We start from the raw sequence: 25,858 nt of genomic DNA, 5'->3' as shown, positions 1-25,858 counted from the left end.
AACTCTCTAAAATTATATTCTTTATTACTTTGTATTTTTCTACTCTTAAGAGCATGTCTTCAAACTAAGTAGAAAGGAGTTAAGAAGTGTGTTATAAGATATATTTTAAATGTACCCAAGCGATATAAGTGACAAAGAATGGAAGATGATAGAGCAATATTTTGAACCTAAAAAGACCGGCAGACCAAGAAAACACAGTATCAGAACGATTATCGATGCAATAAGGTATGTGATGAGAACAGGCTGTCAATGGAGACAACTACCTAAGAATTTTCCACCATGGAAAACCGTGTATAGTTGTAATTCGCGTTTAAAAAAAAGTGGAATATGGCAAGAAATTCATGATTTTCTAGTTAAAAAACTAAGAAAGATAATTGGTAAGAATGAAACTCCATCAGTAGGAATAATTGACAGTCAATCAGTAAAAACCACTNCAAAAAGGGGATCCAGAGGATATGATGCTGGCAAGAAAGTAAAGGGTAGAAAACGCCACATCGTTGTAGATACTCTAGGTCTTGTAATTGCTGCTGAAGTACACAGTGCAAGCATTCAAGATCGTGATGGTGCACTAAATCTTTTTGTTCAAGCCAAATGCAAAGCTCCAACATTACGTAAGTTTTTTGCTGATCAAGGATATACAGGTAAATTGCAAAACCGCTGTTTATTGGAAACTGGATGTTTGTTGACGATTACCAAGAAAGTAGTTGATACAGGATTTCAGGTTATTCCTAAACGTTGGATTGTTGAGAGAACCTTTGCTTGGCTCTCCAATTTTAGACGTATGAGTAAGGATTATGAGCATTCTCCTCTCACTTCAAAAAATAACATCTTTTTTAATATGATCACTATTATGCTTCACAAATTAGCTCATTCTTGAGTTTGAAGACATGCTCTAAGACCTGAAATAATTCCATCTATTGTCGATTCACGAATTGCTTGAGGAATGTCTATTGACCTTGCTTCTCCTGTAACAAAGCCTATATCAGCTCCTATAGAAGATATACAGAGGCAGTCTATTGTTAAATCACTTCCTTTCAATAAAAAACCTATCCTTTTATTTTGTTCTATACTTTTCAAGTCAGATACAATTCTAATTGTAATATTTCTTGAGCTATCCATCTCCTGCTTATTTGTTGTTTCTTTCTTTCGTATGCTATTCTTGGCGTTTAGGGATTTTTTTTGCATTTCATACTCCTTAAATTAATTAATAAAATATTATTTGAATTAACAAATATTACTACATGTATAATGAATAAATTATTTTAGTCTATAATTTTTATTAAAATTTTTATATAAGAATTATATATGTTATACTAAATAATATATATCAATATTTAGATTGATGAATTGATTTTACTTCCGTTACAGCTTATTATGCGTAGATAACCTCAGTAAAAACGATGAAGCTAAACGAAATTAGAGAAAGATTTATAAAATTTTTTGTCAATAATAATCATGAGCAAGTTCCTTCTTCTCCTTTGATTCCAGAGCATGACCCAACGCTCATGTTCACAAATGCTGGTATGGTGCAGTTTAAAAATATTTTTACTGGTGCTCAAAAAACTCAAATGAAACGTGCTGTCTCAAGTCAAAAGTGCCTAAGAGCAGGCGGTAAACACAACGATCTTGAAAATGTTGGCTATACAACTCGTCATCACACATTTTTTGAAATGCTCGGAAATTTTAGCTTTGGTGATTACTTCAAAGAAACTGCAATAGAATTTGCGTGGAAATTTATTACTAAGGAGTTATCTCTTGATAAAAATAGACTATCGATAACCGTCTACCATACTGATGATGAGGCGTACGAGATTTGGCGTAAGATAAGTGGCTTTTCAAGTGATAAAATCATAAGAATTGCAACGGATGATAACTTTTGGAGTATGGGAAGCACTGGCCCGTGTGGTCCATGCTCTGAAATTTTTTATGATCACGTAAATCCTAACCTACAAGATGACGATAGGATTGTTGAAATCTGGAATCTGGTATTCATGGAATTTAATAAAGATGAAGAAGGTAATTTACACAAATTGCCAAAAAAATGCATCGATACTGGAATGGGCCTTGAAAGAATAGCAGCTGTTATGCAGAACGTCCATGATAACTATGATATTGATCTATTTTCGGCTCTGATCAATAAATCTCAAGAGTACTGTGGAAGAACAGAAAATAAAGTAGCACATAAGATCATAGTAGATCATCTTCGTGCAGCCGCATTTCTAATTGCAGAGGGGGTGCTCCCTGGAAATGAAGGCAGGAATTACGTATTACGCAGATTAATTAGGAGAGCCGCACGTTATATCCACCTGCTTGGATATAATGATTCCCTACTCCATCGCATTTTTCCGGCGCTGATAGATAGCACGAGTTCGGCTTATATGGGGGATATTTATCCTGAATTGATCAGAGCTAAAAGCTTAATAGAAACGACGTTAAAATTAGAGGAAGAGAACTTCAAAGACACTTTGATGAAAGGCATTAATCTCTTGGAAAAATTCACTGCAGATTTAAAACCAGGCGACACTCTGCTTGGAGAATTGGCGTTTAAGCTATATGACACTTATGGATTTCCTTTGGATATCACACTTGATATTTTAAAAGAGAAANAAATAAATTTTGACCAGAAGGGTTTTGATGATGCAATGGAAGAACAAAAAGAGAGAGCACGTGCTAAATGGGCTGGATCTGGTGAAAAATCTGTTGAGCAAGTATGGTTTGATTTGATTGATAAATTTGGCAAAACAAAATTTGTTGGTTATGAGTTCAATGAAGTAAGTGATGCGAAAATACTAGCTATAGTTTCTTCTAAAAATGAAATAATTGATTCTGCAAAGGAGGGAGAGAAGATAACCATTATACTTGATAAAACACCGTTTTATGGCGAATCAGGTGGACAGGTGGGGGATACTGGAAGTATGCAAACTGGGATCCAGAAAAAAAATGACAGGTCATGTGCTGCAAACTATACTGCTAAAGGTATGGTTATAGTGGAGAATACCAATAAGGTTGATGACCTATGTTTGCACAGATGCATAGTTAAATTCGGTTCAATTTGTAAAGGTGACACAGTTACAGCAAGCATAGATAAGGAAAGAAGGCAAACCTTAAGAAGAAATCATTCAGCTACACATCTTCTGCACTTTATACTCAGAAAAATTCTAGGTGATCATGTCACTCAAAAAGGTTCCCTAGTTGCACCAGATAGACTGAGATTCGACTTTAGTCATAACACTCAAGTTACTCAGGATCAGCTATTCTTAGTAGAAGATATGGTAAACTCTCTAATCAGAGAAAACCTTTCTACGTCTACAAAAATTCAGAGCATGAATAAGGCAATAGACGAAGGAGCTATGGCGTTATTCGGCGAAAAATATAGTGATCAAGTAAGAGTAGTAAATATTGGAGATTCGAAAGAGCTATGTGGCGGCACGCATGTAGAGCATACTGGAAAAATTGGTTTGTTTAAGATAGTAACAGAGAGTTCTGTTGCTTTTGGAGTGAGGAGAATTGAAGCTTTAACTGGTCAGGAAGCAATCAATTATGTACGTGATAATGAAATTAACTTAAAAAAAGTTGCAGAATTCGTAAAAGCACCAGTAAGTGAAATAATAAACCGATTAAATATTTTAAATCAAGAGCGCAAAGAATCTGAAGCTAAAATAAAAAATTTATATAAAAAACTTATAAGCGCAGAGAGCATAAAAAGTACTGAAATAAATGGAATAAATTTTGTAAGTCATGCTTTTACCAATATTCCAGCGAATATAATAAGAGAGTTTATTTTACAGCAACAAAAACCAAAAACGGTAATAGCTTTCACGGCAACAGAAAAAGATAAAACAGTTTTGATTGTCAAGGTAAGTAAAGATTTAACCAATAAGATTAGCGCAAAAGAACTAATATCAATAGCAGTTGAAAAGAACTGTGGTGGGAATGCTGAACTTGCACAAACAGGCTGTGATAGCAATAAAATAGATGATGCCATTACAGCCATTTATAGCAAAATAACAGCTTCTAAGAGCATGTCTTCAAACTCAAGAATGAGCTAATTTGTGAAGCATAATAGTGATCATATTAAAAAAGATGTTATTTTTTGAAGTGAGAGGAGAATGCTCATAATCCTTACTCATACGTCTAAAATTGGAGAGCCAAGCAAAGGTTCTCTCAACAATCCAACGTTTAGGAATAACCTGAAATCCTGTATCAACTACTTTCTTGGTAATCGTCAACAAACATCCAGTTTCCAATAAACAGCGGTTTTGCAATTTACCTGTATATCCTTGATCAGCAAAAAACTTACGTAATGTTGGAGCTTTGCATTTGGCTTGAACAAAAAGATTTAGTGCACCATCACGATCTTGAATGCTTGCACTGTGTACTTCAGCAGCAATTACAAGACCTAGAGTATCTACAACGATGTGGCGTTTTCTACCCTTTACTTTCTTGCCAGCATCATATCCTCTGGANTCCCCTTTTTGAGTGGTTTTTACTGATTGACTGTCAATTATTCCTACTGATGGAGTTTCATTCTTACCAATTATCTTTCTTAGTTTTTTAACTAGAAAATCATGAATTTCTTGCCATATTCCACTTTTTTTTAAACGCGAATTACAACTATACACGGTTTTCCATGGTGGAAAATTCTTAGGTAGTTGTCTCCATTGACAGCCTGTTCTCATCACATACCTTATTGCATCGATAATCGTTCTGATACTGTGTTTTCTTGGTCTGCCGGTCTTTTTAGGTTCAAAATATTGCTCTATCATCTTCCATTCTTTGTCACTTATATCGCTTGGGTACATTTAAAATATATCTTATAACACACTTCTTAACTCCTTTCTACTTAGTTTGAAGACATGCTCTAAGCACTCTACGTCATACCGCCGCGGTATCTCTTAGCCGCTAACACGTAGCGGGATCTGACCTTACCCAGAAAAAGTAGAGAGAAAGTTAAGACGTTTTTGGAGTAAAATAAAACGTTTTTTCAAAGAAGTGTAATATGGCAAAATACTGAAGCTTACCCTATTTTCCTCTTTTTAGCTGCACTTTTATCTATTTTTTAATCCATAACTGGGGTCTTTAGGAGAGTTTGCTAATGAAGGCTCTTAAGTTGACGCCATTGAGTGAACGGTTACAATTATTTATCACTAGTGCCTAAAGTGATCTCCTTTATCCTCTCATCTGCTAATATTTTTAATTTCTCCCCGTATCTATAATAATTTCGCTTTATAATGTATAATTCAGCAGCATCATCATCATCTAATTTAGGGTAATATTCGTAATCGCAATTTTCTTCGATGCCCTCAATGCTTATAGATGATGCTAAAAGTGGAAATAGGATTAATAGTAAAGTTAGTAGGATTCTTGTACAACTATTACACCACGTCCTGGGTAGCGCGTGACCAGTTTTTATTACCTGTAAGTTTTCTGGATCCCAGACTGGGATGACAAGAAAGGAGCACTGGGATGACAGAAGACAGTGCAAGAAATTTCGTAAAAAGCTTTTCATATCAATTATTTAAACTTAATTGTGTTATAAATATATTAATAGCGAAAAAAGAAAAACAAGGTTTAATTTTCTTTTTTATTTGCGATTTATCTATTAATTAACCGTGAAAGGTTACGTGTAATGCTCCTTCACATAATTATCAATAATTGCCTTAAATTCTTCAGAGACATTATCACCTTGTAAAGTTTTGAAATATTTGCCGTCTTTGTAGACTGCTGAAACAGGTTTTTCTCCATATCCAGGCAAGCTGATTCCCAAATTTGCGTGTTTGCTTTCTCCAGGACCATTTACTATGCATCCCATGACAGCAATGCTCATATGCTCTACACCTGGATTTTTNTTCTTCCATATCGGTATATGAGTTTTTATATATCCATTCACTTCTTCAGTTAATATACGAAAACGATCGCTGCTTGTGCGCCCACAACCAGGACATGAATTAACCTGGGGGTTAAAATGGCGCAAGCCTATAGACTGCAATATTTCCTGACACACCACCACTTCATTAGTACGCGATTCACCAGGACGTTGAGTCAAAGAAGCCCGTATGGTATCTCCAATGCCATTTTGCAATAAATAAGTAAGCCCTGCTGTGGTGTTTACTACACCTTTATTGCCCATACCAGCTTCAGTTAAACCCAAATGCAGCGCATAATTGGAAGATTTTGCAAGTGCCGTATAAACTAAAATTAAATCTTGCACTTTGCTAACTTTACATGAAATGATTATTTTGTTTGAATTTAGACCAATTTCTTCAGCTTTTTTTGCACTATCAAGAGCAGACATCACAAGTGCTTTGCGCAGTATAACGTCAGAAGGCCTTGAATTACTAAGCAAAGAGTTTTCATCCATCAGTTTTTGTAAAAGGTATTTATCAAGACTACCCCAATTTACCCCAATTCTAACAGGAAGATCGTGCATTATTGCATACTCTATCACCCTTTCAAATTTCTCATCACGTTTGTCGCCAAAGCCTATATTGCCTGGATTGATTCTAATTTTACCCAGCATTTTGATGTTGTTTGGGTAATTTTGCACTAATTTATCTAGCTCATATTGACCGCAGCCTACCAATATTTTACCGTCAAAACCTTCTTTATTTATCTCTTCTACTATATAAGGTATTGCCCTTGCTACTTCCTCTGAATTCAAAGCAATCCGTACTAACTCTGAACCTGCGCGCGCTAGTTCTGTTATTTCTTTTGCATAATGTTTTGCGCTACTTTTTATATCATCAGAATCTATATGCACACCAAGCGCCATAGATTGTACGACTATAGGATTATTTCCACCTATCTTTACTTTTCCAACTTCTACAACATGATTTTTGTGCCTGATATTGAGTGATAATTCATATGTATTATCACTCAATATCAGGTCTTTATTTAGCATATTATTAATCGCCAATATTGTGATACTATTTTACTGTGTCAGCTACACTGCCAAATGAACTTGAACCATTCAAACTATAAGCATCTACGTTATCCAAATTAGCAATAGAATCATGTGAGCACGTTCTTCTTGATGGAGTTTCTTTTATAGTGATATTTATAGGAGAAACTTTCTTTTCTCGTGTTGAAGTAATTTTTTTTCCTTCTTGTTCATGCTGCTCACTTTCATACTGAGAAACTGGCTCTTGATCTATAAATACAGCACCCCTTAAACGTGCGATATTAATACCATGCTGATTTATCATAGTGCTCTCTTCATCGTCGACTATGCACGCTTCCATGTCATTTGGCTCATTATCAAGACTAGCAATTTTTTTCTCTTTTAATTTTTTGATTAGATCTTCTTTATTTATAGCTCGATCTTGTAACTTTTTTTTCTTGAGCAATTCCCTACGCTTCTCATACAGTTTATATGACTCAGCAAAATCCTCATCTGTATGAAAGTTTGCACCACCAGGGTTACCAGGAGGTATGTATCTCTTACTGAGCTTAGATTTAGCTTCAGCACTATGCACAGTAAAAAAGCTAGAAACCAAAAACATTAATATAAATAAAATTTTAGAAAAAACCCTAAGCATATGGTGCTATAGTAAATATCGTGTTTTAAAAGATAGCAATTAACAAACTTTAAGTAAACCAGAATCTTTACTAACTTTACAATACAAATATTTTTCTAAAAAGTGATATGTTTGCTATCGAAAAACCTACATAGGCTAAGAGAAGAGTAAGGTGTTACAAGTTGCGTAACACCTTTACAAAAAGAGCGTCATCAACTTAATAAGTCAATCAGTGGTGTTTTATGACTAGCGATATTGTTTCCATCAAGTTTTGTGTCTGGCGTATCTTTAGACGAGTTCTTTTCTTTCTCCCTTTCACACTTAACTCCCTGATAGATACAGAATGCAACAAAACTAGTTATTGCTATTGCAGCAACAGCACTGACTATGGCACAAGTTAGTATTGCTTGTTCTTGCCCTCCTACTACCTCTGCAAATGTCTCTACTTTTTCTTCTAAGCCTGTAAATTTTTCTTGCAGGCCATTTAAGTGCTCTTGCATACCTTGAAACTGCTCAGTACCAATCTTATCTTCTAGTGCACTAAAAACTTTTTCAAACTGCTCAGCATCTATCTTTTGAGCTTCTTGCCATTCTTTTAATGCACTAAATACCTCTTTAAACTGTTTAGCATCTATCTTTTGAGCTTCTTGCCATTCTTTTAATGCACCAAAAACTTTTTCAAACTGCTCAGCATCGATTTTTTGACTTTCTTGCAATTCTGTTACACCCAACCAATTGCGCAAAATTCCTTTTACCATTTTAACCCCCTAGCTAATTAATATATTATAATTTTACATTCCCAATGTTTAAATTATTATTAAATTAACTGTCATTATGTATTGACCTTTTAATAATTTTGTTTGACTTGCTTTTTGAAAGTGCGAAAACTTAAATTAAGGTACTTACGAAATACATGAATTATTGTATTTTCGTAACCATTCACACTTAATTCTGCAATTCTTTGATCTCACTCGTGGAGAGGCCAGTAAACTTAACAATAGTGTTGACATCAACATTATTAGCTAGCATTGCTTTTACGACTTCAATTTTTCCTTTCCGTACACCTTTCTCTTCAGTAAGATCAAGTCTGTATTCAAGGATGGCTTCTTCTTTCTGTAGATTCATCACTCTTTCTTCATAAGCTAGGAGATCTTTTTCACTCCAGTGAAACTTGTCTAATTCATCGTATGCTAGCTTTATTATTGGTGATTCCTCTGCAATTTTCTTTAGATCTTCATCTGTCGTTTCTTCTGCATGCTTAAGTAGGGTCGAGAACAGGCGCGCTGCCTCTATAGATTTCTGTAATGCTTCTACAATTTCTGCAATATTCATCACTTTTCCACCTATAGTCACGTTTCCTGCCCCCGCCTCTTCAAACGCAGCATGCGGATTTCCTGCACTACGCTTGAGCCCCTTATCTAAGTTCTTCTTTTCTCGAACCGGCTTGTCTTTCATAAATCCTCAGAATACATCAACTTTAGTGGTGACACTAACAGTAGAGAACCTTCTCTTGAAAAGGAGCTTGCTAACATTCTTGTTCGTTTCACTCTTTCATCAAAATACTTTTTCCATTTTAAGTCAAGGGCGCTCTGATTTTAACATGTCGTCTGATAGGTATATCAATCAGCTTAAGCAGTCTTAGATGTACCATACGCGTCAAGTTAAGGAAAGAAGGTATAAAAAAAAGACAGAATAATAAGGTATAAGTTCTCCCAAATATGTTTTTAGTGAGAGAACCAATGATGAATAAGATAACTTGCCTATCAAATAACCTCAACAAATTTTTTAATAAAAGGGCAGATGAGGTATCAATTGAAACAGGATTTATAAAAAGGAAGAGAAAACTGAGCGGTTCATCATTCATAAAAGCTATAATTTTTGGCAATATAGGAATTGAAAATTGCAGCATAGATGCAATGTGCCAATTATTAAATGAAGAATCTGTAGTAATAACGAAACAGGGTTTAGATTTTAGGTTTACTAAAGAAGCAGTGGAGTTTATGAAAAGAATGTATAATGAATCTATGGTTTTATTTAACAATACCTTGCAAGTTGATTGCAGAATATTGCAGCAATTCAAAAGCGTCAAGTTATTGGATNGTAGCTATATTAGCCTGCCTAACAGTATGGAAAACATGTATAAAGGGTATGGCACTAGTTACAGTGGTTATGAAAGTAATACTAGATCTGGAATAAAGTTGCAATTGGTTTTTGATTACCTAAATCAAACGTTAGACCAACTTAACATAACAGAGGGAATAAGGTCAGATCAAGGATATAGAAAACATTTAAGCAATATATCGAACAATGATTTGATAATATCTGATCTAGGTTATTTTGTACCAAGTTCTTTCAAACAAATTGATGAAATAGGGGCTTATTTTATAAGTCGTNTGATACCAACATATATGATATAGAAACAGGTCNAAAAAATAGAGTTATTGGAATGTTTAGAGGATAAATTGTTTCTAGAAAGTGAAGTATTATTGGGAAAAGAGGCAAAGATTAGAGTAAGAATTATATGTCAAAAGCTAACTGAAGAACAGTCTATGGCTAGAAGAAGGAAGGCTACTAGATTAGCGAAATCACATGGATACACATCTTCCAGAAAGAACCAAAAGTTACTGAGTTGGTCAATATTCATAACTAATGCTCCAGATAGAAAAATGAGTGCTGAGCAAGTATTAACAATTTACAGGGTAAGGTGGCAAANNTTATTTAAATTATATAAGAGCCATATAAAGCTTGATGAGCTAAAAGGAAAGCCATACAGGGTACTATGTGAATTATATGCTAAATTGTGTGCAATTCTTATATTCCATGGAATGGTTAGTTGTACAGAACTGGAAAAAAATACAGAACTTAGCTTAACAAAGGCATTTATTGAGTTCAAAAGGCGGGTTAGAGGGTTACTTTTGGCACTAAATAATAAAATTAATAACTTGAAAATTTTCCTTAAAAAGCTTACCAAAACTTGGTCTCAATTTTCATTGAAAGACAAGTATAGGAGAACTAGAGTGTCCACCTTAACTTCCCTAAATTTGCTCACAATCTCTTAACTTGACGCGTATGGTTATTTTCAGCACTAAAGAATAAAGTTAATAGTTTGAAAATTTTTCTTAAAAAGCTTACCATAACTTGGTCGCGATTTTCATTAAAAGACAAGTACAGAAAAACTAGAGTATCTACCTTAACTTCCCTGAATTTGCTTACAATCTCTTAACTTGACGCGTATGCTTTTTTGAACATTCCCAAATTAGATTATAAAATCCTCTGACAGCACATTGACATCTTCTTGTGTTTTACCGTCATCCACAACTGTGTAATCAATATTACACTTATTGAGTCCACTTAATATCCTGTTGTGGAAATATTTCTCACCATAATCTTCCATAATAACACTTATATAGTCAACACTGTCAATATCAGAAAGTTTATTACATATTTTTGGATCTTTAACTGCATAGTGTTGTGTAAACTTACACTCACTGTTATCATCTTTACAAAAAGAAATTTTTCCTTTTTGTTTATTATCTGCAGTCATGATAAATCTGTTGCCTTTTTGATCTTTTGCTGAAAACTCATTACTACCCTTGTCTATGGAATATTGTTCCTTTGGAAATGTAAATGTTAAATGATATGTCATAATACTACCTTAATAAAAATCGTTATTGTAGTGTAGATTTATTAATAAATAATATACATTGTGGTATAATGAATACAAAATAGATTTAATGAACCTCAGTAGGGCTGCCAGTTGGACCCATAAGAATTATTTGCTCACCTTCTCTTAAGTGTCTGCATAAATTAGTGGAGCCGCCAGTTTCAAGCACAACAGTGGAAATAATTCCTTTTTTNTTGTCTACTTCAGTGCCGGTTACGGCTATACCTTCCATAGCAAGGTTTGTATTATTGGCTTTTCTGCTATTGGTTTCAAAATTTTGCAACCTAAAAAATTGTCCAGATTTAAAATTCTTTGCCGCAAGAGGTGCTTTAATCACTATTTCTATCACTTTATCTGTTAAATATTGAACTTTTATGACTTTTGCAGTGAATTGCTCTTTGATTCTATTGAAGAATTCTTCATTAGCCAGGTCTTCAACACTTGACCACGCATTTTTTTTCTGGCCCACAACATCACACACTGGAATGACAGAAACGAAGCTATTAACTCTACTCAAAAGCTGAGAAATAATAGGGTAGCCGTTCTTAGCACTTGCCATAGCTTTCACGACACTGCCGCTATACGAAGGATGAAGGTCACCAAAAAAGCTAATTGTTTTATTGCCTTGCTTGTATACTAATATTCTGTCTTTATTTCGCATCTTAGGAGAAAATATTGGATCCATTTCTTTTCTTGATGAATTCAATTGAGTAAAATACCCATTACTTAATTTAAAATGCCTTTTATCTTCTGTTGCAATAACTGTATTTGGCTCAGTACCTGCTGCTATAAAAATAGAACGTGCTTTTATACGTTTGATTTCGCCGGATTTTGTGTCTATCAGTTTTATTGATTCAGCATGGTTATATTTATCCGTCACAACTTCAACTGGCTCTAAGTTTTCAATAAAGTAAATCCCTTCTGATAATGCGTTTTGCACCTCTTCGCTATTTAATCGATAACTTGGTGAATCTTTTAGCTCTTTTCTATATATAACTTTCACTCCCCCGAGGCTCTGCATTAACTCTAATATTTTTATTTCTTTATTCTCTTTTTTTGCTAACTCTTGCTCTGCTTGGATCAACTTTGCGTGCGATATGAGCTCATTTGCAATTTTGTGTTCTTCTTCTGTCCAATCTTTTTCAACACAGTCCTTTCCATACTTATCAACTAATATCTCATAACGAAGAAGAAATTTTTCTACTTGAATTGGATAATACGCTAAAGCTTCAGTGGCAGTGTCAATCGCAGTAAGCCCCGCACCTATGACAACTATCGGCATACGAACTTGCAAATTTGCTATAGAATCAAATTTAAGAGCGCCAGTCAGTTGTAACAACATCAGAAAATCAGATGCCATGCGTACTCCACGAGCTAGTATGTTTTTTATTTTGATCATTCGTGGCTTACCAGAGCCAAGTGCTAAGGCAATGTGATCAAAACTCAAGTTGAACGCGTCATCAACATTAATCGTGCCACCAAAACGAATGCCTCCATAAAGTGCGAAATTCTCACGTCTTTCCAGCAGTAATCTAATAATCTTTAAGTAATTCTTATCCCACCGAGAAGTAATACCATATTCTGCCACCCCACCAAACCCTCCTGCCATGCGTTCACTCAATTTTTCGTGTTCAAAATCTTTAATTAGCTGAAGATTATCGATCAAAGGCTCAATTTTTAGTCCATCAATGGCAATAACGTTATGCCCATCATTCAATAAATGATGAGCTAAATTAAAACCAGCAGGACCAAGGCCTACAACTAGGACGTTTTTTCCAGTGTTTCCTCTTGGCAATGGACGCTGAAAATTTAAAGGATTCCAACGGCTGAGCAGAGAATATATTTCAAATCCGTACGGTAAACTGAGCACATCATCCAGAATCTTTGTTTCAACCATTGGCACATTTACAGGCTCTTGTTTCTGATATATGCACGAGTTCATGCAATCATTGCATATTCTGTGCCCAGTGGCTGCACATAGCGGATTATCTATCATCACAATTGCAAGACTTGCTATGCTGTATCCTTCGCCTTTCACCAGATTCATTTCTGATATTTTCTGTTCTAGTGGACAGCCATGCAGTTCAACTTTTAGTGGGGACTGTTTAAAGGTATTGTCGTTATTAATTAGCCCCTTTGAGCAGCTGTCCTTGTTCTGCTTATGACAAAATATGCAGTAGTGAGCATTATCCAATGCTTTATCTAAACTAGCCTTTTCACTTGTTAGGTCAAAACCGTATCGTCTTTTTACTTCATTTGAATACAGCACTTCAACTTTGTCCACTTCTTTTTTAGAAAATTGTATAAGATTCTCGTGGTCAATTTTTTTATGTATGCTAAATAATATGCTCTGTTTATTTTTCACTCTCCACGCTGCATATTGTGCTGCAAGTTCTATTTCCTCTTTGTGATCCTCTTTATTTTCAAACCAATGCATCACCTGCTCAGCAAAATTTTTTTCTGTTGTTGGCAAAGTAAGGAAACTATTTAATCTGTTGGTAACATAATCAATATTTGCTATATCAGTGTATTTCTTCAATGCATAGCGTTGGACAAATAACCTTTTGCATTTATATATTAGAGCAAAGTTGTTGTGCTTTTTCTTTAGCTCCTCTATTTCTTTTTCAATATTGAAAAGTTTTGCAATAAATCCATCAAGTAAATATGAGAGGTCTATTATTAACTGACTATCTGTCATCCAAGTAGCTGACACTGGAATCCGTCCTTCTTGTTTTCTAGATCCCAGTGTCAAGCACTGGGATGACGGGGGGTGACACTGGGATGACATCGAAGAAGAAGCTGCTTTTTCTCTTGCTTCAATTAATGAACAAAACAAGCTTTCATCACATGATTTAATATAATTCAAAAATGTCTCATCTAATTTTATTAATCCATCACGAGTATATAGATTCGAAAATGAGATTTTGAAATTCAGCTTCATTGCTATACTATAAAGTGTACATGCTGTTTCTTACAGATGAAGATTTTATTTATTTTGCAGTACTGCTGAGATTGTTGCTTCTGCAACTTTTTCTTCGCCAACAGATGCAATACACCTAAATTTGTGTACACCTAAACACACACTTTGAATGTTAGCTTGAAGAATCAATGTGTCCCCTGGAGTAACTAGCTTTCTGAATTTTGCATTTTCAATGGATCTCAAGTAAACAACTTTATTTTCTATTGTTTCTTTGCCTAGAACACATATAGCAGATGCCTGAGCTAGAGATTCAATTATCAAAACTCCTGGCATTATTGGATGACCAGGGAAGTGGCCAATAAAAAATGGCTCATTGAAAGTCACATTTTTGATTGCTTTTATACTTTTACCAGGATCACACTCTATAACTCTATCTACTAAGAGAAACGGATAAGAATGTGGCAATATTTTTATAATATCACTGATATTAAATTGCATAAGCCTACTCAATGCCTTTTAAAGCAAATTCAGGTATTTCCTTGTTTATATTGTTTAATACCACATCTGATAAATCAACTTCATCCGTGGAGTATAAAACTTGGTTCTTTTTTGAAATAAATACTACCAAATCTATGTTGTTTTTTTCTGCCATTTTTTTAGCAACTTCTTTTATCTTGTTAAAAACACTCTCTACTGCGTCTCTATAGCTTTCTTCTAAATGTAACATTTTTTTAGCGTAATTATCTCTAACATTTACAGTGTGCTTATTAAATTGTCCTGTCTTTTCCTTTTTTGCTTCTTCTGACAAAAGGTCAAATTCTTCTTTTGATGGCTTAAGTTTTTCTAACTCATCTTCAAATTCTTGTTGTAATCTAGAATTCTGCTCCTTTATTTGTTGTTGTATATTTTGCAGAGCAAGAGATTCATTGATGACTTTGTCACTATCGATAATTGCAGCTTTTATGTTCTGAGGCCGATATTCTATAAACTTATACCCCACAAATAAGGAAATAATTAAGGCAATAACTGATATAAATAACTGTATATATTTCATTCAAATCCCCGCTTCAATAGAAAATTTAACATTTGGTGATGGTATTATATCATAAGATTCCTTTACTAAAGGAAACCCGAAATCCAGTCTAAGTCTACCAAAAGGAGAAAGCATTGAAAAGCCAAAACCTGGTGACACTCTCACAAGCTTGCTATCGTAGTATTTCCCTTCATACTTCTTATTTTTATCATCTAAGCCGAAAAGTGTTGCATAGTCAACAAATAATGAGCCTTTGATACCAGCATAGTCATATAGTTTTGGTAGTGGGAAATCTACTTGCTGTGTTAGATTAAAATAAGTTTTGCCTCCCAATGAGCTTTTATTTTTGTCTTCTGCTCTTGGTCCAATGCCAGAAAGGTCAAACCCTCTAATCTCATTACCCCCTTTAAAAAAGTGCTGGCCAATGTTTAGATCTTCATCAGTATAAGAAAAAATATGACCTGCCGCCATCTTAAAGCGCAGCGTTATATCATCGTCAATTTTGCTTAATATAGGGTGCGTATAAAAAGATAAGAATTCAGATTTTAGGAAATTCACGTTTCCTCCCAATCCTGAAATATCCTGACTTAAGCGCAGTAAATACCCTTCTTTTGGGGCATATAGATTATCCAGTTTATTATATGCCAACGTGTATCCCACTGATGAAATCTGATGTTCACCTTTTCGGTCCAGTATTATTTCAGAGATATCGGCGTCTTGTCCACCCTTATTATCCATGTGTATATGATTATACTTATAAGAATAGCGAAGGGAATTAGTTAAGTTCTCTGTGACTTTATATGATAACTTTGTAAAAAATCCCATATCGCAACTATCAAAAGTAGTGTTTGGTTTATCTTGTTTTTCATAAAATACACCCATGCCTAGTGACGTATCAGAATCGTTAAAATTACTTTCAACAAACTCTAAATCAGTAGAAAATGCGTATTGACTTTTTTCAAGAGCAAAAGAGAGCTCTTTTCCAGTACCAAATAAATTACGGTCTTTGAGGTCAATTTTAATCAATGCTCCACCAGGAAGAGACACACCGCCTCCCAAATACAACGAAGTAGTGTTTTTTTCTTTAACATTTAAGTCAAGATTTACTGCATCGTCATTAACTGCGTAACTATTTACTTTCACTGTTTCAAAAAAATCACTACTAATTAGTTTTTTACGTGATTTTTGAATCTCAGATATATTGTACGCATCACCTTCTGCTACACTTAGCTTACTTCTGATCACTTTATCTAAAGTGCGATCGTTACCATCAATTGTAATTTGATTTATATAAATCTTTTTACCCGGCAGCACTCTATAGGTTACATCTACAACATTGTCACGTTGTGCATACTCTGGATTAACTTTTGCAAATATATATCCTTTCTCATTTAAATATTTATTTATTTTTTCTACTGTATTATTAATTTTAACTCTATTAAATATCTTATCGTTTTCCTCTGTTATAAAATCTAATATTTCTTTTTTTAAGCTCAAATCCTGAATTTCAGTTTCAACATTAACCTCATTATTTCCAAATAAATACTGCTGTCCTTCGTCAATCAAAAAAGTTAACTCTGTTTGATTGTTATTGTTAACCTCAACAATTGGTTGAATATTATTTTGAATATATCCTTTAGATGAATAAAAATGATCGAGCAATTCTGTGTTAATCAATAGATATTGCGGTGAATAATGATTTCCGCCTTTAAAAATGGCTCTAAATAATTTACTAAATATGTCATTACTATGTCTTTTGATAACTTGCTCTAGCTCATTTTCAGAAAAGTTTTTGTTGCCTATAAATCTTATATCCTTGATTTTAGAGGTTTTGCCTTCTTTTATTTTAAAAATTAGATTGACCCTATTGCCATCAAGCTTATTCAGGTCATATTCAATTTTAACACTAATCTTACCGTTATTTCTATAAGTAGTGACTAAATTCACTAAATCGTTTTGCAATTTTGTTTCAGTAAAAATAGTTAGCGATTTTGACTGAATTACATTATTTAGCAGCTCTTTGCTGTTAAATAATTTATTACCCTTTAATATTATCTTGTTAATTAGTGGATTTTCTTGAATTTTTACTACTAANTTTTTTTTATCATCTATGTAAGCATTAACACTAGCAAATAGCTTTGTTTTATATAAACCTTTTATAATCGAATCTATATCATCGTCGTTTACATAATTACCAGGTTCCAATTTTATATAAAAACCTATTGTTTGATTGCTTACTCGCTCATTACCAATATATTTGATATCTTTTATCTGCGTTTTTTCCTTATTTTCTAAAGCAACAAGTAGAGTAGGAAAAGAGATAAAAATTATCATTAGTATGTGGAATAGCTTTTTCATATTTATTTTAAAAAAGACTCCTAATATCATTCGAAATTGCAATTGCCATCAGCAAGAACAAAATGAAAGCACCAAAGGTAGCTTCATATTTTTGATATTTCAAACTTAAATCTCTACGTATAACTGCTTCTATAATATAACGAAATAAATGCCCACCATCCAGCAGTGGAATTGGGAGTAGATTAAACACAGCTAAACTAGTTGAAATCATTGCTATGAGATACACAACCATAATAAATCCCTTTTTAGCTGATTGCCCTGAGTACTTTGCAATTTTTATTGGCCCACCTATTTCATTGATACTCCTTTTACCAACAATAATTTGAAAGAGAGCTTTGATCGTTAAGCACATATTGTGGTAAGTTTCACTTACTGATAAGCTCACAGCCCCAAGAAAATACGACTGCTTTAATGTATTGACTGAAATAATCCCTATAGTTTCTCTTTCTATTATGTTGCCAAAGACGTCTCTACCCTCAACTGTCAATGGAATCAGGCTAGTTCTATGCTCCTCATTATTTCTGCTATACTTAATTTCCATCCTCGTCTTGGGATTCGACATTATCACACGTGAAATATCTTCAAAGTACTTTATTTCATTCTCATTAATTTGCGTAATAGTATCACCAGGAAGCAAACCAGCTTGTTCAGCTGCACTGCCTTCAATTACAGTTCCAATAACAGGTGGAGTGCGATAATAGCCTGCCGTACTAAAAAATATTGTAAAAGCTATAACAGCGAGTATCATATTTGCAAAAGGTCCTGCAAAAACCACTGCTGCCTTTTGATGACGTGGCTTTGTGTGGAATGAATATAATCTTTCTTCGTCAGTCAATTTTTGTTGATCAGCTGCAACGCTTGCTGCATTAGCATCACCAAGCATCTTAATATAGCCACCAAGTGGGAAAATACTCAATTTCCATCTGGTACCAGACTTATCATTAAAACCAAAAATTTCAGGACCCAAGCCTATAGAAAAAGATTCAACTTTAACTTTGCACGCTTTAGCAACGATATAATGTCCATATTCATGCACAAACACTACAACAGAAATTATCAAGGCAAATGACAAAAAACTATATATTCCATCGCCAAACTGATGAATGAAATTCGAAATTAACTCCACCTGTGTATTTAGATCTTAATAAAATGTTAAGTATATTAAAACACACCTTACTTGACAAGCGTTTAATTTAATTTTTAAATTAAAAAAAGTTTAATTGTAATGACAGATACCTCACTACTCAGAAGAAAATTGATGTATAGAAGTTGGCATAGGGGTTGCAAAGAAACCGACATACTTTTAGGGCATTTCGCATTGAAATATCTTGATAAATTTTCCTTAAGCGAACTAATCGAATACGAAAAAATAGTTGATCTTGATGATTACGAATTATATTGTTACATAACTCGTAAAACAAACCTCCCTCCTGGCTTAAGTAGTCAGATAGTCAATTTAATTGCTTGCTTTATTGAAGCTAATCCTTTATGCACTCAATAATCTTATTTACCTTACCTAGCACCTCAGTATATTCTATTCTTTTCTCGTTTTTATAATTTTCGCGCTCTTGATTGACTTCATCCAACCGCTTTGTTAATTCTAAAATTTTATCCTCAAGAATTAGTGCTGCAAGTAAGAAATTTAATGCATCCGAACCCTTACCTCCAATTTTTTGAGATACAGAACCAACTAGCTTGTCAAAACTATTAGCAAGGCGTAATAAATGGCTCTTCTTCCCACTTTCGCAAGATATTTTATATGTGTTATTACGTATAACTATTTCTACTACTTGCATATGATGCTAAAAATTTTTATTGTACAGTATAAACTTAAATTCCTACTTTTATCTTATTTATAGTATAAGTTTTTATTCATTTATCAAATCAGACAATTTTTTACTGCTACGAAAATATGTTTTAAAGTATTGATTCTTTGTAAACTTCTGTAACATTAAATGGCCCACTTCTTTCAAGTTATAACTTCTAACTGAAAAAGAACCAAATCCCCTAATTTCAACTCTATTATGATGTTTCAATGTGCTTGAAAGTATCCCAAAAAATCTATCAACTATAGCTGCTATAACAATCTTATCTAAAAAAGGATGTCTTTTTGCTACCCTTGCTATTATATCAGATTTTGTTGCCATTTATATGAAGCCAAAATAAGTAAACCTTATCACTTAGCAGATAATACTATGTTATATTCTTCAACACCCAATACTTCAACTTCTATTTTTTCTGATATAGAGAATTTTTTATTTTCCGGTAAATGCTCTTGATCTATTAGAAGGGTTACATCGTTCTCAACTTCAACGACTAGTCCATTCTCTTCTCTCTTACCTACAGTAACCTGTATTTTATCGCCTACCTCAACTTTCTTTATTAGTTCTTCAAGAGGGTCATACTCTATTTGTTTTATGCCAAGATAAATTCTTGCCCGATTCATGTTAGCCCTTATTACTTTTGCTTCTATTTTATCACCTACATTATATTTCTTTATCTCATCTGAGCTATTTTTAGACCAACTTAGATCTTTCACATAGATTGTCCCTTCTACGTTCTCATCTATTTCAGAATCATTGAAAGCAACAGATATATATGAACCGGCATTATTCTTAACCTCACCAGAAATAATAGAACCAGGAGGATACTTATTAACACATACTTGCCAAGGATTATCTATACACCTTTTCATGCTTAAACTCATCCTATTCTTAGCAATGTCAATACTGAGAATTTTTACATGTACTTCTTGTCCCCTTGTTACAAGACTACTAACTGGCAAATTGCTCTTAACCCAAGTTATTTCCGATGAGTGTACTAAACCTTCAATTCCAGGTCTAAGCTCAACAAATAATCCATAATCTTCTATACTTGTTACATGACCCTTATGCACACTATCAACTGGATATTTTGACTCTGCATCTTGCCAAGGGCTATCTTCTAGCTGCTTTACACCTAAGGAAACTTTCGCATTTTCCTTATCTATTTTTATAATTTTAACTTTTATAGTTTGGCCATAAGCAAAAACTGCAGATGGATGACTTACCCTACTCCAAGAGATATCTGTAATATGTAGCAATCCATCTATAACTCCCACTACATCTGATTCATGAATACCGACAAATACACCGTAATGAGTGATGCTTTTTATTTTCCCTTCTATTATATCGCCTTCATTTAAAGATTCTAAAAATTTAATTTTTTCACCAGCGTGCAATTTTTCTAACACCAGCTTTCTTGATACTACAATATTACCCTGCTTCTTATCCATTTTAAGCACGATGAACTTTTGTTCAGTTTCAACAAGGTGCCTAGCGTCTTTTACTTGCTTCAAATCCACATGACTCAGCGGTAAAAAGGCACTTATTCCGTCACCAAGATCAACAATAAAGCCACATTTAATTGAGCGTTTAATAACTCCACTTACTTCAGCCCTTGTAACTGTATATTCTTCCAACTTATTCCATTTCTCATCTCTAATTGCTTTTTCACGGCTAAGAACAACATTACCATGATAATCTTCAATTCTTTCCACATAAACTTTAATTTTAAAACCAATAACAACCTCATCATTACACCCGAGCTCCTTGATCAGAATTCTCCCATCAGACTTTAAACCAATATCAACCACGATGTCGTTAATGTTCACTCTTGTAATTACACCTTCTACCACATCTCCTTCTTTAATTTTATTAATAAAAGAATCTTCAAATAAAACATTATCCTGATCCTCAAATTGACCTTGAAATATCTCTTCTATAAACTTGTTTGATGATAGCTTTCTGATAGTAACCGGCAAATTTACAGATGGATTATTATTATTCATACCTTTAACTTAAACTTTATGAGAACTCATATATTATATAATATTAACAATTAGTGACAAGTAATTTCTTATTAATTCACTTTGAGAATTGTTTAAGCTATAAAAAGTAAGGTTATGTAAGAGTATGCTTAAGAATAGCAAGTGGATTAGATCGTTCTCCAGAAGGTCCAGGCTAAAACCGGATGTTGATGAAATATTGGAAAGATATTCTATTCAAAACAGCAAGGAATCTGTAGAAAAGGTCGTAAATTCACGAAAAAGAATATGGGTAGAAATAGGCTTTGGCAACGGTGAAAATATGCTTTACCAAGTGCTTAATGAACCTGATCTATTATTTATAGGATGTGAGCCCTACTTAAAGGGGGTTTCTCGCTTGCTAACAAACATAGAAATACAAAACATAAAAAACATTTTAATATGGACAGAAGATGCAAGAGAATTGATTGCAAATTTTCCTGACAACAGTGTTGAAAAATTCTTTATTCTCTTTCCAGATCCATGGCCAAAAAGAAGCCACAATAAAAGACGATTAATTAATAAGGAATTTTTAAATTTATTAGCAAAAAAAATACTTATAACAGGGGAAATATCCATTGCAACCGATCATCAGGATTATGCAGAGTGGATAGCATCACATATAAAGCAGTGTAACTCTTTAACCTATAGGGAAGATGATTTCACAAGTTATACTCTTACAAAATACCACAGAAGAGCGCTCAAAGATCAGCGTAAAGTGAGATTCTTTAAAGTAAGTAGACTTCTTGCATAACCCAAACTAAGTAGAAAAAAGAATGGTGTCATCCCAGTGCTTGACACTGGGATCCAGACTTTCCTTAAAAACGTTATATTTTAACATAACACTTATATGCTCACCAACTTAGTGCTAATCAAAATCCTGAATCCCAGACGGCTTTGTTGCATCACACTTTATGAGATGGTGATTTATGGTAAATTCATGTAACTATCTCAAATTTAGCCATACCAATATCAGTGAATTTATTAAGCAAATAGCATTTCAGTTCTTTTTCTCGATTTATCTCAGATTTATTCCTAAAACTAAATCCGAATATTTGCTTTAATCTTGAGAAAAACCCTTCAATATAAGATCTTTTCCCATAATTTACTTCTTTTTTCCATTCTTTCATGCCATCTTCACCGTATAATTTTATTAACCTAATAGCAGCATTCCTGTCAGACATATAATCTATTTCTGGATGTTCTGCCGCATTGTTTATTGGTGGAATTTTTGTCTTTATATCATATTCGTTACACAACTTATAAAACTTGTGCCTATCACATGCTCTATCTGCATATAGTGCTTTTATGGCATGCTGAAAATCAACTTCTTTTAGCAAATCACAAGCTCCATAGTGATCAGAGTAGACACCGTTACTGTATTTTACAGCTATGGCTTTTTTGTTGTTTATATTCAACATTACGTGCAATTTTCTCGTTTGCTCATAGCCACGATATTTTCTGTCAGTGCTATTTTCCTTGCTGTGTGTTGTTGTATATACTAATTCCTGTACTGTCCATAGCAATTTCGATATCTTCCATATTATTTTTATCAATTCTGCAATCATTTATCTTAATATTAAGTTTCTTAAACCTTCTTGATGCTTGTGAATAGCTGATAACTGCCAAATCTCTTCCTATTTGTTGCAAATACCCTTTTATAAACCCGACTGTTTGTCTTAAACCAATTCTAAAGAAACTGACGATTATATGCACCAAAATCACAACTTTATCACTATAAATATAGTTGCCACCCTGCATTTTTGGACAATTCTCGTACCAATTTTCTATGGCGTCATTGATATAACAAAAAATGCTTCCTCTTTCTTGGAGAAATTTGTTATATTCATGGCAGTTACTGACTCTCATTTTTTGTGGCATATTTTTTCTTCAACAGTTAAATGGCTATTTATAATGAATTTTGTCAGTAACTGCCAGTTCTTTTCACTTGAGCGATGCAACAAAGCCATCCCAGACTGGGATGACACCTCTGGGCACTGGGATGACAAGAGGGGGCACTGCCGTCATAAAGGAGAACTAGTGTCAGCTACTTGCATGACATCATAGGAGGCTTGGATATGACACCCTGACAACCGTCATCCCGCTACGTGTAGCGGGATCTATGTTAAGGTATGACGGTTAAATAAGGGATCCATGTTAAGAGATACCGCGAATGAATCGCGGTATGACGGTTCGCGGCGGGATCCCAGATATGCAGCTGCTATAATTTTATGTAATCCGCCAAAAAATACCCTTAACACTACAATAAGGGGGCTGGCAAAACTTATCAAGGAATCTTTGACGAAATGATTTTGAAAGTAAAGAGCGGGAGAAGGGGTTCGAACCCTCGACCTCAACCTTGGCAAGGTTGCGCTCTACCAACTGAGCTACTCCCGCAATTAAATTAACCTAAATTTACTTAATTATAGGCATATACAGCAATTTGTAAACCCCCGTGTACACGAAAAATGTGAGAGCCCATAAATTTGCGTGGTTCCTTCTATGGATAGTCCTCAACAACTCATGATATAAATATATCTTGAGGAAAAAAAGCTAGTATAAGGTAAGAAATATTATACTAGAATGGAATGTATTAAGTGCAGCGGCAGGTGCGTTAAGAACGGTAAGTTGAAAAGCGGAAAACAACAATATAAATGCAAAGAATGTGGCAAGCAATTCGTGGAAAATGCAAAGAAAAAGTATATTACACAGGAAGAATGGAATTTAGTAGATAGTTGAAAGAATTTCTATAGCGGAAGAGTTACAGCAATCTCAGAAACCCATTTACAAAATTATGTAAATAAAAAATACAACAACGTAAAAAAAAATTGAGGAGNNCCATATAGAGTCAATACCAACAAACGCAAAATAGTAGTAGAATGCGACGAAATGTGGAGTTTTGTTGGTAAGAAGACAAAAAAAGTGTGGTTGGCAATGANNACCAGACAGATAATTGGGTTACATGTTGAGGCAGTGAAGATGCAGCTAAACTATTTCAAAACAANNGCATATAGCAAGAATGCTACTTTTATTTCTGATAAACTAGACTCTTATACTGCAAATTTTCCAGCAATACTTCAAGTTTATAAACACTCTGGTCNNTATATAGAGCGGTTTAATTGCACAATGTGGCAAAGGTNNTTAGTCAGAAAAACTTTGTCATTTTCCAAGAGTTTAAGCAACCATATAGGTGCCATTTGGAATTTCGTCCATCACTACAACCTCATCATGAGTTGTTGAGGACTACCCCTTCTATGATCTTTTCGTATACTTAAGGCTCATTTTTGATTATCATAAGTTTTTAATTATTCCACAAAGCTTTATGGGAATATTTTTATATAAAGACGACTTGCCAGCTAGTTCAATACCAGATGATGTAAGGTCTATAGCTGTTGATACCGAGGCAATGGGGCTACTTCATAGCAGAGATAGATTATGCCTTGTGCAGCTCTCTTTTAATGATGGCAACGCTCACTTAGTTCAACTCAAGAACGATTATACAGCGCCAAATTTGAGAAAAATATTAGAGGATAAAAATATAACTAAAATATTTCACTTCGCACGATTTGATGTAAGCATAATACGTCATTACTTGGAAACTTGGGCACTTCCGTGCTATTGCACAAAGATAGCTTCACGTTTAGTTCGCACTTACACAGATAATCATAGCTTAAAAGAGTTGTGCTTAGAGCTGCTTGATACCAAACTAAATAAGCAGCAGCAATCTTCTGATTGGGGAAATGAAAATTTGACAGACAAACAAAAAAGTTATGCTGCATCTGATGTTTTATATCTCCATAGGATAAAGGAAAAGCTAGACTTAATGCTGGAACGTGAAAATAGAAAAGAATTGGCCCAAAAGTGCTTTGAATTTCTTCCTACTCGTATTGAGTTGGATTTAATGGGGTGGGAAAACGTGGATATCTTTAACCACCAGATGTAATCATTTTGTACAAAATACTTTAGGGTAGAAGAATTTAGTTGATTAGCTGCTAATTGATACGCTATATTTTACAAGTAATCGTTTTAAGTTTAGGTATTTTATGAGTGATGATATTACACCGGTAAATGATCAAAATTTCAAATCTGAAGTCGCTGACTATAAAGGGTTTGTTCTGATAGACTTTTGGGCAGAATGGTGCGGGCCATGCAAAAGTCTAATGCCGCGTATTGAACAGTTGGCTAAAGACAAAAAAGGCAAGATTAAGATCTGCAAGTTCGACATAGATGAAGGGACTGAAGTGCCAAGTAAGTATGGAGTGCAATCTATACCCACTTTAATCATATTTCAAGATGGTAAGGAAATTGCACGCAAAATTGGTGCAACAAATGATTTGCCAAGTTGGGTTGATAGTGAAATAAGCTAATAGACAAATTTGCTTTTGTGTGTATTATAAATATTGATAAAAGGGATTGTAGCTCAGTCGGTTAGAGCAGTTCGCTCATAACGAATTGGTCGTAGGTTCGAGTCCTACCAATCCCACCATTGTTAGCATGATCGTAACAATGAGAAAACTATAGT

General features: G+C 34.1%; 26 protein-coding genes, 2 tRNA genes and 1 pseudogene. 10 read left to right on the top strand and 19 right to left on the bottom strand.

What is annotated here, in order from left to right; genetic code table 11:
• Window positions 1–109: 109 nt before the first annotated feature.
• The gene (locus tag NOX90_RS01110) at window positions 110–877 is read left to right on the top strand and encodes an IS5 family transposase (RefSeq protein WP_375604223.1); all 768 of its coding nucleotides are present in this window, start codon (window positions 110–112) and stop codon (window positions 875–877) included.
• Here the strand turns inward: NOX90_RS01110 and NOX90_RS01105 are convergent.
• A complete protein-coding gene (locus NOX90_RS01105) occupies window positions 868–1,185 on the bottom strand; it encodes a hypothetical protein (protein WP_375604222.1) in 318 nt (105 codons plus the stop codon). The genes NOX90_RS01110 and NOX90_RS01105 overlap by 10 nt on opposite strands.
• 215 nt (window positions 1,186–1,400) lie before the next feature.
• Between NOX90_RS01105 and alaS the strand changes: the two genes are divergently transcribed.
• Entirely contained in the window at window positions 1,401–4,049 is a 2,649-nt protein-coding gene (gene alaS, locus NOX90_RS01100) for an alanine--tRNA ligase (RefSeq protein WP_375604221.1), read from the top strand.
• Here the strand turns inward: alaS and NOX90_RS01095 are convergent.
• From NOX90_RS01095 to NOX90_RS01070, 6 genes are all read right to left on the bottom strand, one after another.
• A complete protein-coding gene (locus NOX90_RS01095; protein ID WP_375603768.1) occupies window positions 4,035–4,802 on the bottom strand; it encodes an IS5 family transposase in 768 nt (255 codons plus the stop codon). The genes alaS and NOX90_RS01095 overlap by 15 nt on opposite strands.
• 335 nt (window positions 4,803–5,137) lie before the next feature.
• The gene (locus NOX90_RS01090; RefSeq protein ID WP_375604220.1) at window positions 5,138–5,509 is read right to left on the bottom strand and encodes a hypothetical protein; all 372 of its coding nucleotides are present in this window, start codon (window positions 5,507–5,509) and stop codon (window positions 5,138–5,140) included.
• Between the two features lie 111 nt (window positions 5,510–5,620).
• Entirely contained in the window at window positions 5,621–6,901 is a 1,281-nt protein-coding gene (gene ispG / locus NOX90_RS01085; RefSeq protein WP_375604571.1) for a flavodoxin-dependent (E)-4-hydroxy-3-methylbut-2-enyl-diphosphate synthase, read from the bottom strand.
• Between the two features lie 25 nt (window positions 6,902–6,926).
• On the bottom strand, window positions 6,927–7,538 hold the full coding sequence (locus tag NOX90_RS01080; RefSeq protein ID WP_375604219.1) for a TRP75-related protein: 612 nt from the start codon (window positions 7,536–7,538) through the stop codon (window positions 6,927–6,929).
• A 191-nt stretch (window positions 7,539–7,729) separates the two neighbouring features.
• Window positions 7,730–8,275 (bottom strand): hypothetical protein, encoded by a 546-nt coding sequence (locus NOX90_RS01075; protein WP_375604218.1) that lies wholly within the window; start codon window positions 8,273–8,275, stop codon window positions 7,730–7,732.
• Window positions 8,276–8,462: 187 nt separating this feature from the next.
• Window positions 8,463–8,972: a hypothetical protein gene (locus NOX90_RS01070; protein ID WP_375604217.1), complete on the bottom strand. Its 510-nt coding sequence runs from the start codon at window positions 8,970–8,972 to the stop codon at window positions 8,463–8,465.
• 287 nt (window positions 8,973–9,259) lie between these two features.
• On the opposite strand from NOX90_RS01070, the pseudogene NOX90_RS01065 reads away from it, so the two are divergent.
• A pseudogene (locus tag NOX90_RS01065) lies at window positions 9,260–10,576 on the top strand (IS4 family transposase).
• Between the two features lie 197 nt (window positions 10,577–10,773).
• On the opposite strand, the gene NOX90_RS01060 reads toward NOX90_RS01065, so the two are convergent.
• From NOX90_RS01060 to rseP, 6 genes are all read right to left on the bottom strand, one after another.
• Window positions 10,774–11,163, bottom strand: a complete 390-nt coding sequence (locus NOX90_RS01060; protein WP_375604216.1) for a hypothetical protein — start codon at window positions 11,161–11,163, stop codon at window positions 10,774–10,776.
• A gap of 85 nt (window positions 11,164–11,248) precedes the next feature.
• Complete coding sequence (locus NOX90_RS01055; protein ID WP_375604215.1) at window positions 11,249–14,122, bottom strand: FAD-dependent oxidoreductase; 2,874 nt, start codon at window positions 14,120–14,122, stop codon at window positions 11,249–11,251.
• A gap of 45 nt (window positions 14,123–14,167) precedes the next feature.
• Window positions 14,168–14,599, bottom strand: coding sequence for a 3-hydroxyacyl-ACP dehydratase FabZ (gene fabZ / locus NOX90_RS01050; RefSeq protein ID WP_375604214.1), 432 nt, complete (start codon window positions 14,597–14,599; stop codon window positions 14,168–14,170).
• Window positions 14,600–14,603: 4 nt separating this feature from the next.
• On the bottom strand, window positions 14,604–15,155 hold the full coding sequence (locus tag NOX90_RS01045) for an OmpH family outer membrane protein (RefSeq protein ID WP_375604213.1): 552 nt from the start codon (window positions 15,153–15,155) through the stop codon (window positions 14,604–14,606).
• A complete protein-coding gene (gene bamA, locus NOX90_RS01040) occupies window positions 15,156–17,492 on the bottom strand; it encodes an outer membrane protein assembly factor BamA (protein WP_375604212.1) in 2,337 nt (778 codons plus the stop codon). It abuts the gene before it with no gap.
• A gap of 7 nt (window positions 17,493–17,499) precedes the next feature.
• Window positions 17,500–18,618: an RIP metalloprotease RseP gene (rseP, locus tag NOX90_RS01035; RefSeq protein ID WP_375604211.1), complete on the bottom strand. Its 1,119-nt coding sequence runs from the start codon at window positions 18,616–18,618 to the stop codon at window positions 17,500–17,502.
• 99 nt (window positions 18,619–18,717) lie between these two features.
• On the opposite strand from rseP, the gene NOX90_RS01030 reads away from it, so the two are divergent.
• Entirely contained in the window at window positions 18,718–18,993 is a 276-nt protein-coding gene (locus tag NOX90_RS01030) for a succinate dehydrogenase assembly factor 2 (RefSeq protein ID WP_064125114.1), read from the top strand.
• Here NOX90_RS01030 and NOX90_RS01025 read toward each other — a convergent pair.
• The 3 genes from NOX90_RS01025 to NOX90_RS01015 all read right to left on the bottom strand — a co-directional run bounded on the left by NOX90_RS01025 (window position 18,971) and on the right by NOX90_RS01015 (window position 21,321).
• Window positions 18,971–19,288 (bottom strand): cell division protein ZapA, encoded by a 318-nt coding sequence (locus NOX90_RS01025; protein WP_375604210.1) that lies wholly within the window; start codon window positions 19,286–19,288, stop codon window positions 18,971–18,973. The genes NOX90_RS01030 and NOX90_RS01025 overlap by 23 nt on opposite strands.
• A 72-nt stretch (window positions 19,289–19,360) precedes the next feature.
• Window positions 19,361–19,639, bottom strand: a complete 279-nt coding sequence (locus NOX90_RS01020; RefSeq protein WP_250296565.1) for an HU family DNA-binding protein — start codon at window positions 19,637–19,639, stop codon at window positions 19,361–19,363.
• A 29-nt stretch (window positions 19,640–19,668) separates the two neighbouring features.
• On the bottom strand, window positions 19,669–21,321 hold the full coding sequence (locus tag NOX90_RS01015) for a 30S ribosomal protein S1 (RefSeq protein ID WP_375604209.1): 1,653 nt from the start codon (window positions 21,319–21,321) through the stop codon (window positions 19,669–19,671).
• A 124-nt stretch (window positions 21,322–21,445) separates the two neighbouring features.
• Here NOX90_RS01015 and trmB point away from each other — a divergent pair, with 124 nt between their 5' ends.
• Complete coding sequence (gene trmB / locus NOX90_RS01010) at window positions 21,446–22,090, top strand: tRNA (guanosine(46)-N7)-methyltransferase TrmB (protein WP_375604208.1); 645 nt, start codon at window positions 21,446–21,448, stop codon at window positions 22,088–22,090.
• Window positions 22,091–22,274: 184 nt separating this feature from the next.
• On the opposite strand, the gene NOX90_RS01005 is transcribed toward trmB, so the two are convergent.
• The 3 genes from NOX90_RS01005 to NOX90_RS00995 form a co-directional block, all read right to left on the bottom strand.
• Window positions 22,275–22,862 (bottom strand): transposase, encoded by a 588-nt coding sequence (locus tag NOX90_RS01005; RefSeq protein ID WP_375604207.1) that lies wholly within the window; start codon window positions 22,860–22,862, stop codon window positions 22,275–22,277.
• Complete coding sequence (locus tag NOX90_RS01000) at window positions 22,807–23,217, bottom strand: transposase (protein ID WP_375604206.1); 411 nt, start codon at window positions 23,215–23,217, stop codon at window positions 22,807–22,809. The genes NOX90_RS01005 and NOX90_RS01000 overlap by 56 nt, the downstream gene beginning before the upstream one ends.
• Window positions 23,218–23,660: 443 nt before the next feature.
• Window positions 23,661–23,733 (bottom strand) — tRNA-Gly (locus NOX90_RS00995).
• Window positions 23,734–23,919: 186 nt separating this feature from the next.
• Here NOX90_RS00995 and NOX90_RS00990 point away from each other — a divergent pair.
• The 5 genes from NOX90_RS00990 to NOX90_RS00970 all read left to right on the top strand — a co-directional run bounded on the left by NOX90_RS00990 (window position 23,920) and on the right by NOX90_RS00970 (window position 25,822).
• Window positions 23,920–24,075 (top strand): hypothetical protein, encoded by a 156-nt coding sequence (locus NOX90_RS00990; protein ID WP_375603647.1) that lies wholly within the window; start codon window positions 23,920–23,922, stop codon window positions 24,073–24,075.
• Window positions 24,076–24,204: 129 nt separating this feature from the next.
• On the top strand, window positions 24,205–24,576 hold the full coding sequence (locus tag NOX90_RS00985; RefSeq protein ID WP_375604570.1) for an IS1 family transposase: 372 nt from the start codon (window positions 24,205–24,207) through the stop codon (window positions 24,574–24,576).
• Window positions 24,577–24,658: 82 nt separating this feature from the next.
• Window positions 24,659–25,279 (top strand): ribonuclease D, encoded by a 621-nt coding sequence (locus tag NOX90_RS00980; RefSeq protein ID WP_375604205.1) that lies wholly within the window; start codon window positions 24,659–24,661, stop codon window positions 25,277–25,279.
• 100 nt (window positions 25,280–25,379) lie between these two features.
• On the top strand, window positions 25,380–25,703 hold the full coding sequence (gene trxA, locus NOX90_RS00975) for a thioredoxin (RefSeq protein WP_353274316.1): 324 nt from the start codon (window positions 25,380–25,382) through the stop codon (window positions 25,701–25,703).
• Window positions 25,704–25,745: 42 nt separating this feature from the next.
• Window positions 25,746–25,822, top strand: a tRNA-Ile gene (locus tag NOX90_RS00970).
• Window positions 25,823–25,858: the final 36 nt, after the last annotated feature.

Origin of the sequence: Wolbachia endosymbiont of Anurida maritima, assembly GCF_042182995.1 — a bacterium.
Lineage (GTDB): Bacteria > Pseudomonadota > Alphaproteobacteria > Rickettsiales > Anaplasmataceae > Wolbachia.
The sequence above is the reverse complement of the archived record's forward strand: the minus strand, read 5'-3'. Positions and strand labels throughout refer to the sequence as shown.

Excerpts from the sequence above, each read along its gene's own strand:
- NOX90_RS01105 (WP_375604222.1), bottom strand. The coding sequence starts at position 1,185 with ATGCAAAAAAAATCCCTAAACGCCAAGAATAGCATACGAAAGAAAGAA.
- trmB (WP_375604208.1), top strand. The coding sequence starts at position 21,446 with ATGCTTAAGAATAGCAAGTGGATTAGATCGTTCTCCAGAAGGTCCAGG.
- NOX90_RS00990 (WP_375603647.1), top strand. The coding sequence starts at position 23,920 with ATGGAATGTATTAAGTGCAGCGGCAGGTGCGTTAAGAACGGTAAGTTG.
- NOX90_RS01025 (WP_375604210.1), bottom strand. The coding sequence starts at position 19,288 with ATGCAAGTAGTAGAAATAGTTATACGTAATAACACATATAAAATATCT.
- NOX90_RS01080 (WP_375604219.1), bottom strand. The coding sequence starts at position 7,538 with ATGCTTAGGGTTTTTTCTAAAATTTTATTTATATTAATGTTTTTGGTT.
- trxA (WP_353274316.1), top strand. The coding sequence starts at position 25,380 with ATGAGTGATGATATTACACCGGTAAATGATCAAAATTTCAAATCTGAA.
- NOX90_RS01075 (WP_375604218.1), bottom strand. The coding sequence starts at position 8,275 with ATGGTAAAAGGAATTTTGCGCAATTGGTTGGGTGTAACAGAATTGCAA.
- NOX90_RS01020 (WP_250296565.1), bottom strand. The coding sequence starts at position 19,639 with ATGGCAACAAAATCTGATATAATAGCAAGGGTAGCAAAAAGACATCCT.
- NOX90_RS01000 (WP_375604206.1), bottom strand. The coding sequence starts at position 23,217 with ATGCCACAAAAAATGAGAGTCAGTAACTGCCATGAATATAACAAATTT.
- NOX90_RS01090 (WP_375604220.1), bottom strand. The coding sequence starts at position 5,509 with ATGAAAAGCTTTTTACGAAATTTCTTGCACTGTCTTCTGTCATCCCAG.
- NOX90_RS01030 (WP_064125114.1), top strand. The coding sequence starts at position 18,718 with ATGACAGATACCTCACTACTCAGAAGAAAATTGATGTATAGAAGTTGG.
- NOX90_RS01070 (WP_375604217.1), bottom strand. The coding sequence starts at position 8,972 with ATGAAAGACAAGCCGGTTCGAGAAAAGAAGAACTTAGATAAGGGGCTC.
- NOX90_RS00980 (WP_375604205.1), top strand. The coding sequence starts at position 24,659 with ATGGGAATATTTTTATATAAAGACGACTTGCCAGCTAGTTCAATACCA.
- fabZ (WP_375604214.1), bottom strand. The coding sequence starts at position 14,599 with ATGCAATTTAATATCAGTGATATTATAAAAATATTGCCACATTCTTAT.
- NOX90_RS01045 (WP_375604213.1), bottom strand. The coding sequence starts at position 15,155 with ATGAAATATATACAGTTATTTATATCAGTTATTGCCTTAATTATTTCC.
- NOX90_RS01060 (WP_375604216.1), bottom strand. The coding sequence starts at position 11,163 with ATGACATATCATTTAACATTTACATTTCCAAAGGAACAATATTCCATA.
- NOX90_RS01015 (WP_375604209.1), bottom strand. The coding sequence starts at position 21,321 with ATGAATAATAATAATCCATCTGTAAATTTGCCGGTTACTATCAGAAAG.